The sequence below is a fragment of the Streptomyces cavernicola genome, from assembly GCF_029968035.1.
In the GTDB taxonomy this organism is placed as follows: Bacteria; Actinomycetota; Actinomycetes; order Streptomycetales; family Streptomycetaceae; genus Streptomyces; species Streptomyces cavernicola.
The window spans coordinates 127225-138310 of record NZ_JASCIQ010000024.1 but is presented as its reverse complement, the minus strand read 5'-3'; the positions used below and the strand labels follow the sequence as shown (position 1 = coordinate 138310).

The following is an 11086-nucleotide window of genomic DNA, read 5'->3' as shown; positions in this document are numbered from 1 at the left end:
GGGGGCGGGGGGGGGGCGGCCGCGCCCCCCCCCCCCCCCCCCCGGGCGGCACGTTTCTGCTCAACGGTGAGGCGGCTCAGGCCTCTTCGTGGGTCACCGCGCGACGCGCGTCCGCGTCCAGGACGCCCCAGCTGATCAGCTGCTCGGTGAGGACCGAGGGCGACTGGTCGTAGATCACCGCGAGCGTGCGCAGGTCGTCCTGGCGGATCGAGAGGACCTTGCCGTTGTAGTCACCGCGCTGGGACTGGATCGTCGCCGCGTAACGCTGCAGCGGGCCGGCCTTCTCCTGCGGGACGTGGGCCAGGCGCTCCAGGTCGAGGACCAGCTTCGGCGGCGGCTCGGCGGCGCCGCCGGGGGTCGTGCCCGGGAGCAGCTCCTGCACGGGGACGCCGTAGAAGTCCGCCAGCTCGGCGAGGCGCTGCACGGTCACGGCTCGGTCGCCGCGCTCGTACGAACCGACCACGACGGCCTTCCAGCGACCCTGGGACTTCTCCTCGACACCGTGGAGGGAAAGGCCCTGCTGGGTGCGGATGGCCCGGAGCTTGGCCCCGAGCTGTTTGGCGTATTCGCTGGACATATAGCTCCCCGGACGCTGCATTCTGCGGCCTCGACCGCGTGCCTGTGACTCACTGTGAGATTACGCAGCGTTACTTGTCTGCGTCAAGCCGAATGGTCCGTACCGGCCTTCCGGGGGGCTGTGAACTGCGGTGTTGCCGCTCCTGGTACGCTAGCTGGCGCAATCTTGACGTCCTTTAAGGTCCGTCCCGTGAGGCGGAGAAGGAGGTCCGTTTCGTATGGACACCAATAGCGGTTCCGAAGTCGCGCGGCCGGTTCTCGAAGGCCCCGACATCGCGCGGGTACTGACCCGTATCGCCCACGAAATCGTCGAGCGCGCCAAGGGTGCGGACGATGTGGTGCTTCTCGGCATTCCGACCCGCGGTGTATTTCTCGCGCAGCGGCTCGCCGCCAAGCTCGCGGAGATCACCGGTCGGGAGATCCCGGTCGGCTCTCTCGACATCACCATGTACCGCGACGACCTGCGGATGCACCCGCCGCGTGCGCTGGCCCGCACCGCGATCCCCGCCGACGGCATCGACGGCCGCCTCGTGGTCCTCGTCGACGACGTGCTGTTCTCCGGGCGCACCATCCGCGCCGCCCTCGACGCCCTGAACGACATCGGCCGGCCGCGCGCCGTGCAGCTCGCCGTCCTGGTCGACCGCGGCCACCGCGAGCTGCCCATCCGCGCCGACTACGTCGGCAAGAACCTCCCCACGTCGCTGCGGGAGACGGTCAAGGTCCAGCTCGCCGAGGAGGACGGTCGCGACACCGTGCTGCTCGGTGACAAGCAGACCGCCCCGGTCGGCGAGCAGTAGCCACCGCCCCGGAAACACCCGCGTGCGTCCGGTGTGCGCCGCTGCGCGCCCTCATGTCTGAAAAGTCCTGAACTCCCCTTTGGAGCCTGCCCGATGATGCGTCATCTCATCTCGGCCGCCGACCTCTCCCGCGACGACGCCGTCCTGATCCTCGACACCGCCGAGGAGATGGCCCGCGTCGCGGACCGGCCGATCAAGAAACTGCCCGCCCTGCGCGGACGTACCGTCGTGAACCTCTTCTTCGAGGACTCGACGCGCACCCGGATCTCCTTCGAGGCCGCCGAGAAGCGGCTCTCCGCGGACGTCATCAACTTCGCCGCCAAGGGCTCCAGCGTGTCCAAGGGCGAGTCCCTCAAGGACACCGCCCAGACCCTGGAGGCCATGGGCGTGGACGCCGTGGTCATCCGGCACGGTGCCTCCGGCGCCCCGTACAACCTGGCGACGTCCGGGTGGATCGACGCCGCCGTGATCAACGCCGGTGACGGCACGCACCAGCACCCCACGCAGGCGCTGCTCGACGCGTTCACCATGCGCCGCCGGCTCATCGGGCCCGACGCCGGGCTCGGCCAGGACCTCGGCGGCAAGCGGATCACGATCGTCGGCGACGTCCTGCACAGCCGGGTCGCCCGCTCCAACGTGGACCTCCTGCACACCCTCGGCGCCCAGGTCACCCTCGTCGCGCCGCCCACCCTGCTGCCCGTCGGCGTGGAGACCTGGCCCTGCGAGGTGTCGTACGACCTCGACCAGGTGCTCGCCAAGTCCGACGCCGTGATGATGCTGCGGGTGCAGCGGGAGCGGATGAACGCCGCGTTCTTCCCGACCGAGCGCGAGTACGCGCGGCGGTACGGGCTCGACGGCGACCGGATGGCGAAGATGCCGGAGCACGCCATCGTGATGCACCCCGGCCCGATGGTCCGCGGCATGGAGATCACCGCCGACGTCGCCGACTCCGAGCGCTGCACGGCCATCGAGCAGGTCGCCAACGGCGTGCACACCCGCATGGCCGTCCTGTACCTGCTGCTCGGCGGCAACGAGCCCGCCGGCGCCACCACCCGTACCGAGGAGAGCAAGTAATCATGAGCAAGATCCTGATCCGTGGTGCCAAGGTCCTCGGTGGCGAGGCGCAGGACGTCCTGATCGACGGCGAGACGATCGCCGCCGTCGGCACCGGTCTGAGCGCCGAGGGCGCGACCGTCGTCGAGGCCGAGGGCCAGGTGCTCCTGCCGGGCCTCGTCGACCTGCACACGCACCTGCGCGAGCCCGGCCGTGAGGATTCCGAGACCGTCCTGACCGGCACCAAGGCCGCCGCCCGCGGTGGCTGGACCGCCGTGCACGCGATGGCCAACACCTTCCCCGTCGCCGACACCGCCGGCGTCGTCGAGCAGGTCTGGCGCCTCGGCCGCGAGTCCGGCTACTGCGACGTGCAGCCGATCGGCGCCGTCACCGTCGGCCTGGAGGGCAAGCAGCTCGCCGAGCTCGGCGCCATGCACGACTCGGCCGCGGGCGTGAAGGTCTTCTCCGACGACGGCAAGTGCGTCGACGACGCGGTGATCATGCGCCGCGCCCTGGAGTACGTGAAGGCCTTCGACGGCGTCGTCGCGCAGCACGCCCAGGAGCCCCGGCTCACCGAGGGCGCGCAGATGAACGAGGGCACCGTCTCCGCCGAGCTCGGCCTCGGCGGCTGGCCGGCCGTCGCCGAGGAGTCGATCATCGCGCGGGACGTGCTGCTCGCCGAGCACGTCGGCTCCCGCGTGCACATCTGCCACCTCTCCACCGCCGGCTCGGTCGAGATCGTCCGCTGGGCCAAGTCCCGCGGCATCAACGTCACCGCCGAGGTCACCCCGCACCACCTGCTCCTCACCGACGAGATGGTGCGTACGTACAACCCGGTCTACAAGGTCAACCCGCCGCTGCGCACCGAGCGTGACGTGATGGCGCTGCGCGAGGCGCTCGCCGACGGCACCATCGACATCGTCGCGACCGACCACGCCCCGCACCCGGGCGAGGACAAGGACTGCGAGTGGGCTGCCGCCGCCATGGGCATGGTCGGCCTGGAGACCGCGCTCTCCGTGGTCCAGCAGACGATGGTCGACACCGGCCTGCTCGACTGGGCCGGCGTCGCCGAGCGGATGTCCGTCAACCCCGCGAAGATCGGTCGCCTGGACGGCCACGGCCGCCCCGTCTCGGTGGGCGAGCCCGCCAACCTCACGCTGGTCGATCCGGCATACCGTGGAGCGGTGGACCCCGCGGACTTCGCCTCCCGCAGCCGCAACACCCCCTACGAGGGCCGCGAGCTGCCGGGTCGCGTCACCCACACCTTCCTGCGGGGCCGGGCCACGGTCATCGACGGGAACCTCACGTGACACCACTGCTGAACCTCGCCGCCGAACAGAAGTCGGCGGAAGTGACGGACTGGGCCGCGCGCATCGGCTGGCTCGTCGGACTCGCGCTCTTCGTGGCGCTCGTCTACTGGCTGATGCGCCAGGGCTGGAAGTGGCGCGGCACGCTCCAGGGCGACCTGCCCGAGCTGCCCGCGCTGCCGACCGAGCCCGGTCCGGCGAAACTTGAGCTGAGCGGCCGCTACCACGGCTCCACCACCGCCGGGCAGTGGCTCGACCGGATCGTGGCGCACGGACTCGGCACCCGCAGCCGGGTCGAGCTCACCCTGACGGACGCGGGACTGAGCGTCGTACGCCCCGGGGCCACCGACTTCTTCGTCCCGGCGGAGCAGCTGCGCGAGGCCCGGCTCGACAAGGGCATCGCAGGCAAGGTCCTCGCCGAGGGCGGCCTGCTCGTCGTCACCTGGGTGCACGGCGACAAGCTGCTCGACTCCGGCTTCCGCTCCGACCACGCCGCCGAGCACACGGCCTGGGTCGAAGCCATCAACTCCATGACCGGCGACACCGCCGGCACCACCACCGACACGACGGAAGGCGCCGCACGATGACGACCTCCACCCGGGGAGCGAAGGTTCCCGCCGTACTCGTCCTGGAGGACGGCCGCATCTTCCGCGGCCGCGCCTACGGGGCCGTGGGGGAGACCTTCGGCGAGGCCGTGTTCTCCACCGGCATGACCGGTTACCAGGAGACGCTGACCGACCCCTCGTACCACCGCCAGGTCGTCGTGATGACCGCGCCGCACGTCGGCAACACCGGCGTCAACGACGAGGACCCCGAGTCCGGCCGCATCTGGGTCTCCGGCTACGTGGTCCGCGACCCCGCCCGCGTGCACTCCAACTGGCGTGCGCAGCGCTCCCTCGACGAGGAGCTGGCCAACCAGGGCGTCGTCGGCATCTCCGGCGTCGACACCCGCGCGCTCACCCGCCACCTGCGCGAGCGCGGCGCCATGCGCGTCGGCATCTTCTCCGGCAACGCGCTCCCCGACGAGGGCACGATGCTCGCCGAGGTCCGCCAGTCCTCGGAGATGAAGGGCGCGAACCTCTCCGCCGAGGTCGCCACCAAGGAGACGTACGTCGTCCCCGCGATCGGCACGAAGAAGTTCACCGTCGCCGCGGTGGACCTCGGCATCAAGGGCATGACCCCGCACCGCATGGCCGAGCGCGGCATCGAGGTGCACGTGCTGCCCGCGACCGCCACGGTCGAGGACGTGTACGCGGTCAACCCGGACGGCGTGTTCTTCTCCAACGGGCCGGGCGACCCGGCCACCGCCGACCACCCGGTCTCCGTGATGCAGGCCGTGCTGGAGCGCAAGACCCCGCTCTTCGGCATCTGCTTCGGCAACCAGATCCTGGGCCGCGCCCTCGGCTTCGGCACGTACAAGCTGAAGTACGGCCACCGCGGCATCAACCAGCCGGTGCAGGACCGCACCACCGGCAAGGTCGAGGTCACCGCGCACAACCACGGCTTCGCCGTCGACGCGCCCCTCGACAAGGTCTCCGAGACGCCGTACGGCCGCGCCGAGGTCTCCCACGTCTGCCTGAACGACCAGGTGGTGGAGGGGCTGCAGCTCCTCGACCAGCCGGCGTTCTCCGTCCAGTACCACCCCGAGGCGGCGGCCGGTCCGCACGACGCCGCCTACCTGTTCGACCGCTTCGTGACCCTCATGGAGGCCGAGCGTGCCTAAGCGCACCGATATCCAGTCCGTCCTGGTCATCGGCTCCGGCCCGATCGTCATCGGCCAGGCCGCCGAGTTCGACTACTCCGGCACCCAGGCCTGCCGGATCCTCAAGGCCGAGGGCCTCCGCGTCATCCTGGTCAACTCCAACCCGGCGACGATCATGACCGACCCGGAGATCGCCGACGCCACGTACGTCGAGCCGATCACCCCCGAGTTCGTCGAGAAGATCATCGCCAAGGAGCGCCCCGACGCCCTCCTGCCCACCCTCGGCGGCCAGACCGCGCTCAACACCGCGATCTCCATGCACGAGCAGGGCGTCCTGGAGAAGTACGGCGTCGAGCTGATCGGCGCCAACGTCGAGGCGATCAACAAGGGCGAGGACCGCGACCTCTTCAAGGAGGTCGTCGAGGAGGTCCGCAAGAAGATCGGCCACGGCGAGTCCGCGCGCTCGTACATCTGCCACTCCATGGACGACGTCATGAAGGGCGTCGAGGAGCTCGGCGGCTACCCCGTCGTCGTCCGCCCCTCCTTCACCATGGGCGGCGCCGGCTCCGGCTTCGCGCACGACGAGGAGGAGCTGCGCCGCATCGCGGGCCAGGGCCTCACGCTCTCCCCGACCACCGAGGTGCTCCTGGAGGAGTCCATCCTCGGCTGGAAGGAGTACGAGCTGGAGCTGATGCGCGACAAGCACGACAACGTCGTGGTCGTCTGCTCCATCGAGAACTTCGACCCGATGGGCGTGCACACCGGCGACTCGATCACCGTCGCGCCCGCCATGACCCTCACCGACCGCGAGTACCAGCGCCTTCGTGACGTCGGCATCGCGATCATCCGCGAGGTCGGCGTCGACACCGGCGGCTGCAACATCCAGTTCGCGATCAACCCCGAAGACGGCCGCGTCATCGTCATCGAGATGAACCCGCGCGTCTCCCGCTCCTCGGCGCTCGCGTCGAAGGCCACCGGCTTCCCGATCGCGAAGATCGCCGCCAAGCTGGCCGTCGGCTACACGCTGGACGAGATCCCGAACGACATCACGGAGAAGACCCCGGCGTCCTTCGAGCCCACGCTCGACTACGTCGTGGTCAAGGCCCCGCGGTTCGCGTTCGAGAAGTTCCCGCAGGCCGACTCGACCCTCACCACCACCATGAAGTCGGTCGGCGAGGCCATGGCCATCGGCCGCAACTTCACCGAGGCCTTCCAGAAGGCGCTGCGCTCCCTGGAGAAGAAGGGCTCGCAGTTCACCTTCGTCGGCGAGACCGGCTCCGCCAAGGACAAAGACGAGCTGCTGCGCGAGGCCGTGCGCCCGACCGACGGCCGCATCAACCTCGTCATGGAGGCCATCCGCGCCGGCGCCACCCCGGAGGAGGTCTTCGACGCCACGAAGATCGACCCCTGGTTCGTCGACCAGCTGTTCCTCATCAAGGAGGTCGCGGACGAGCTGGCCGAGGCCCCCGAGCTGACCCGCGAGCTCCTGGCCGAGGCCAAGCGGCACGGCTTCTCCGACCACCAGATCGCCGAGATCCGCGGTCTGCGCGAGGACGTCGTCCGCGAGGTCCGGCACGCCCTCGGCGTCCGCCCGGTCTACAAGACGGTCGACACCTGCGCCGCCGAGTTCGCCGCCAAGACCCCGTACTTCTACTCCTCGTACGACGAGGAGACCGAGGTCGCCCAGCGCGAGAAGCCGGCCGTGATCATCCTCGGCTCCGGCCCGAACCGCATCGGCCAGGGCATCGAGTTCGACTACTCCTGCGTCCACGCCTCCTTCGCGCTCAGCGACGCGGGCTACGAGACCGTGATGGTCAACTGCAACCCGGAGACGGTCTCGACGGACTACGACACGTCCGACCGCCTCTACTTCGAGCCGCTCACGCTCGAGGACGTCCTGGAGATCGTGCACGCCGAGCAGCAGGCGGGCCCGCTCGCCGGCGTCATCGTGCAGCTCGGCGGCCAGACCCCGCTCGGCCTCTCGCAGGCCCTGAAGGACAACGGCGTCCCGGTCGTGGGCACCTCGCCCGAGGCCATCCACGCCGCCGAGGACCGCGGCGCCTTCGGCCGCGTCCTCGCCGAGGCCGGCCTCCCGGCCCCGAAGCACGGCACGGCCACCACGTTCGCCGAGGCCAAGACGATCGCCGACGAGATCGGCTACCCGGTCCTGGTCCGCCCGTCGTACGTCCTCGGCGGCCGCGGCATGGAGATCGTGTACGACGAGGCCCGCCTCTCCGCGTACATCGAGGAGTCGACCGAGATCAGCCCCTCGCGGCCGGTCCTCGTCGACCGCTTCCTCGACGACGCCATCGAGATCGACGTCGACGCGCTCTACGACGGCACCGAGCTCTACCTCGGCGGCGTCATGGAGCACATCGAGGAGGCCGGCATCCACTCCGGCGACTCGGCGTGCGCCCTGCCCCCGATCACCCTCGGCGGCTTCGACATCAAGCGGCTGCGCGCATCGACCGAAGGCATCGCCAAGGGAGTTGGCGTCCGCGGACTGATCAACATCCAGTTCGCGATGGCCGGCGACATCCTCTACGTCCTCGAAGCCAACCCGCGCGCCTCGCGCACCGTCCCCTTCACCTCGAAGGCGACCGCGGTGCCGCTCGCCAAGGCCGCCGCGCGCATCTCGCTCGGCGCCACCATCGCCGAGCTGCGCGCCGAGGGCCTGCTCCCGGCCGAGGGCGACGGCGGCACGCTCCCCATGGACGCGCCGATCTCCGTCAAGGAGGCCGTCATGCCGTGGTCGCGCTTCCGCGACATCCACGGCCGCGGCGTCGACACCGTCCTCGGCCCGGAGATGCGCTCCACCGGCGAGGTCATGGGCATCGACTCGGTCTTCGGCACGGCGTACGCCAAGTCGCAGGCCGGTGCGTACGGGCCGCTGCCCACCAAGGGCCGCGCGTTCATCTCCGTCGCCAACCGCGACAAGCGCTCGATGATCTTCCCGGCGCGTGAACTCGTCGCCCACGGCTTCGAGTTGCTCGCCACTTCGGGCACGGCGGAGGTGCTCAAGCGCAACGGCATCAACGCCACCGTCGTACGCAAGCAGTCCGAGGGCGAGGGCCCGAACGGCGAGAAGACCATCGTCCAGCTCATCCACGAGGGCGACGTCGACCTCATCGTCAACACCCCGTACGGCACCGGCGGCCGCCTCGACGGCTACGACATCCGTACGGCGGCCGTGGCCCGCAGTGTGCCGTGCCTGACGACGGTGCAGGCGCTCGCCGCCGCCGTCCAGGGCATCGACGCCCTCAACCACGGTGACGTGGGCGTGCGTTCACTCCAGGAACACGCCGAACACCTGACCGCGGCCCGCGACTAGCGAACGGGGAGGGGGACACCGGAAACGGTGTCCCCCTCTTCGTGAGCGAACCCCGTCTTCGTGAGGACTCCCAGGACCCCCTTCATGTACAAGTTCTTCTTCAACCTCGTCTTCAAGCGGATGGACCCGGAGCAGGCCCACCACCTGGCCTTCCGCTGGATCCGCCTTGCCGCCCGCGTCCCGGTCCTGCGCACCTTCGTCGCCGCCGCGCTCGCGCCCCGCTTCAAGGACCTGCGCACCGAGGCCCTCGGCCTGCGCATGCACGGGCCCTTCGGCCTCGCCGCCGGCTTCGACAAGAACGCCGTCGCGATCGACGGCATGGCGATGCTCGGCTTCGACCACGTCGAGATCGGCACCGTCACCGGCGAACCGCAGCCCGGCAACCCCAAGAAGCGGCTCTTCCGCCTCGTGCCGGACCGCGCCCTGATCAACCGCATGGGCTTCAACAACGAGGGCTCCGCGGCCGTCGAAAACCGCCTCCACGCGCGCGTGCCGGTCTTCAAGCCGGTCGTCGGCGTGAACATCGGCAAGACCAAGGTCGTCCCCGAGGAGGAGGCCGCAGCGGACTACGTGAAGTCCACCGAGCGCCTCGCCCGGCACGCCGACTACCTCGTCGTCAACGTCTCCTCGCCCAACACCCCCGGCCTGCGCAACCTCCAGGCCACGGAGTCCCTGCGGCCCCTGCTCACAGCCGTACGCGAAGCCGCCGACCGCACGGTCACCGGCCGCCGCGTCCCGCTGCTCGTCAAGATCGCCCCGGACCTCGCGGACGAGGACGTCGACGCCGTCGCCGACCTCGCCGTGGAGCTCGGCCTCGACGGCATCATCGCCACCAACACCACCATCGCCCGCGAGGGCCTCGCCTCCGACCCCGCCCTGGTCAAGGAGACCGGCGGACTGTCGGGGGCGCCCCTGAAGGAGCGCTCCCTCGAAGTCCTGCGCCGCCTCTACGCGCGCGTGGGCGAGGACATCACCCTCGTCGGCGTCGGCGGCATCGAGAACGCCGAGGACGCCTGGCAGCGCATCCTCGCCGGCGCCACCCTCGTCCAGGGCTACAGCGCCTTCATCTACGAGGGCCCGTTCTGGATGCGCGCGATGCACAAGGGCCTCGCGGCCCGCCTCAACAACAGCCCGTACGCCACCCTCGCCGACGCGGTCGGCGCCGACGTGAGGAAGTCCGCATGACTCTGGAACCCTTCGGCGCCCGCCTGCGCCGCGCCATGGACGAGCGCGGCCCGCTCTGCGTCGGCATCGACCCGCACGCCGCGCTCCTCGACTCCTGGGGCCTGCCCGACACGGTCGACGGCCTGGAGCGGTTCTCCCGCACCGTCGTCGAGGCCCTCGGCGAGACCGTCGCCGTCTTCAAGCCCCAGGCCGCGTTCTTCGAACGCTTCGGCTCCCGCGGCTTCGCCGTCCTGGAGCAGACCGTCGCCGACGTCCGCGCGGCCGGCGGCCTCGTCGTCATGGACGCCAAGCGCGGCGACATCGGCTCCACCATGGCGGCGTACGCGGAGACCTTCCTGCGCAAGGACTCCCCGCTGTTCTCCGACGCCCTGACCGTCTCGCCGTACCTCGGCTACGGCTCTCTGAAGCCCGCCGTCGACCTGGCCCGCGAGAACGGCGCCGGCCTCTTCGTGCTCGCCCTCACCTCCAACCCGGAGGGCGCCGAGGTCCAGCACGCCGTACGGGCCGACGGACGCAACGTCGGCGCGACCATGCTGGCCCACCTCGCCGAGGAGAACGCGGGCGCCGAACCGCTCGGCTCCTTCGGCGCGGTGGTCGGCGCGACCCTCGGCGACCTCTCCTCGTACGACCTCGCCATCAACGGGCCGCTGCTCGCGCCCGGCATCGGGGCGCAGGGCGCGACCCCGGCGGACCTGCCGTCGGTCTTCGGCGCGGCCGTGCGCAACGTCGTGCCCAACGTCAGCCGCGGCGTCCTGAAGCACGGCCCGGACGCGGCCGCGCTCCGCGACTCGGCGCAGCGCTTCGCCGACGAGGTGCGGGCGGCCGTCGCGTAACGGCCCCGGATTCCGGATCTCCGCCACCGGGCGGGCTCGTACTGCATGGGCCCGCCCGGTGGCTTTTGTCGGTGAAGGTCGATTCGCGAGGATCCCGCCGTCCAGCAGGTGGAGGCCCTCTTGACGATTTCCGGTACGTCTCCGATGGGAGCGAGCATGACAACCGGCCGCCGCCGACCTCAAATCAGGGGCAATATGCCGGATATGTATAGTTCGGCGGAGGCTGACCAGGACTTTTCCGCTGTTCTCGCTGACTCCAGCGGTCCTGGCCGCTAGTCTCCGTCGAGTGGGGCCCCTCCCGC

At 70.6% G+C, this 11086-nt stretch carries 9 protein-coding genes; 8 read left to right on the top strand and 1 reads right to left on the bottom strand.

Annotated features, from left to right (window positions below; all coding sequences use genetic code 11):
• Positions 1 to 76: 76 nt before the first annotated feature.
• A complete protein-coding gene (bldD, locus tag QIS96_RS22805) occupies positions 77 to 577 on the bottom strand; it encodes a transcriptional regulator BldD (protein WP_282512924.1) in 501 nt (166 codons plus the stop codon).
• Between the two features lie 217 nt (positions 578 to 794).
• On the opposite strand from bldD, the gene pyrR reads away from it, so the two are divergent.
• The 8 genes from pyrR to pyrF all read left to right on the top strand — a co-directional run bounded on the left by pyrR (position 795) and on the right by pyrF (position 10784).
• Positions 795 to 1373 carry a bifunctional pyr operon transcriptional regulator/uracil phosphoribosyltransferase PyrR gene (gene pyrR / locus QIS96_RS22800; protein ID WP_282544557.1) on the top strand — a complete coding sequence of 193 codons (579 nt, stop codon included), beginning with the start codon at positions 795 to 797 and terminating at the stop codon, positions 1371 to 1373.
• 93 nt (positions 1374 to 1466) lie between these two features.
• Positions 1467 to 2447 carry an aspartate carbamoyltransferase catalytic subunit gene (locus QIS96_RS22795; protein WP_282544556.1) on the top strand — a complete coding sequence of 327 codons (981 nt, stop codon included), beginning with the start codon at positions 1467 to 1469 and terminating at the stop codon, positions 2445 to 2447.
• A 2-nt stretch (positions 2448 to 2449) separates the two neighbouring features.
• Positions 2450 to 3736 (top strand): dihydroorotase, encoded by a 1287-nt coding sequence (locus tag QIS96_RS22790; RefSeq protein ID WP_282544555.1) that lies wholly within the window; start codon positions 2450 to 2452, stop codon positions 3734 to 3736.
• Positions 3733 to 4320: a PH-like domain-containing protein gene (locus tag QIS96_RS22785; protein ID WP_282544554.1), complete on the top strand. Its 588-nt coding sequence runs from the start codon at positions 3733 to 3735 to the stop codon at positions 4318 to 4320. Before QIS96_RS22790 ends, QIS96_RS22785 begins: the two co-directional genes overlap by 4 nt.
• Positions 4317 to 5456, top strand: coding sequence for a glutamine-hydrolyzing carbamoyl-phosphate synthase small subunit (carA, locus tag QIS96_RS22780; RefSeq protein WP_282544553.1), 1140 nt, complete (start codon positions 4317 to 4319; stop codon positions 5454 to 5456). Before QIS96_RS22785 ends, carA begins: the two co-directional genes overlap by 4 nt.
• A complete protein-coding gene (gene carB / locus QIS96_RS22775; protein ID WP_282544552.1) occupies positions 5449 to 8766 on the top strand; it encodes a carbamoyl-phosphate synthase large subunit in 3318 nt (1105 codons plus the stop codon). The genes carA and carB overlap by 8 nt, the downstream gene beginning before the upstream one ends.
• Before the next feature lie 84 nt (positions 8767 to 8850).
• The gene (locus QIS96_RS22770) at positions 8851 to 9951 is read left to right on the top strand and encodes a quinone-dependent dihydroorotate dehydrogenase (RefSeq protein ID WP_282544551.1); all 1101 of its coding nucleotides are present in this window, start codon (positions 8851 to 8853) and stop codon (positions 9949 to 9951) included.
• Positions 9948 to 10784, top strand: coding sequence for an orotidine-5'-phosphate decarboxylase (gene pyrF, locus QIS96_RS22765; RefSeq protein ID WP_282544550.1), 837 nt, complete (start codon positions 9948 to 9950; stop codon positions 10782 to 10784). The genes QIS96_RS22770 and pyrF overlap by 4 nt, the downstream gene beginning before the upstream one ends.
• Positions 10785 to 11086 lie beyond the last annotated feature (302 nt).